Source organism: Citrobacter sp. Colony219, assembly GCF_019382635.1.
Taxonomy (GTDB): Bacteria; Pseudomonadota; Gammaproteobacteria; order Enterobacterales; family Enterobacteriaceae; genus Citrobacter; species Citrobacter youngae.
Genome location: NZ_CP080033.1, coordinates 26,317 through 26,518, shown reverse-complemented (window position 1 = coordinate 26,518; position 202 = coordinate 26,317). Strand labels below are relative to the sequence as shown.

The window sequence follows — 202 nt, the reverse complement described above, 5'->3', positions numbered from 1 at the left end:
CCAGATAACGGTCTGTGAGGCAATGGTCTGCCCATCTTTCAGCGTGACGCCAGAGGCATCCACGCACTCTACTTCCGCATTGACCAGCCACTCGACGCCCAGTTCAGCAGAGGCTTCGATAATCACGTCACGTAATTCCTGGCTCCAGCGTCCGCCCGGCTGAGCGCCGCGTTCAACTACGACAACTCTGGTCTTAGCATCT

At 57.4% G+C, this 202-nt stretch carries 1 pseudogene; it reads right to left on the bottom strand.

The window, feature by feature from the left end:
• A pseudogene (locus JTI85_RS21145) lies at positions 1 to 202 on the bottom strand (NAD(P)/FAD-dependent oxidoreductase); the annotation flags it as partial.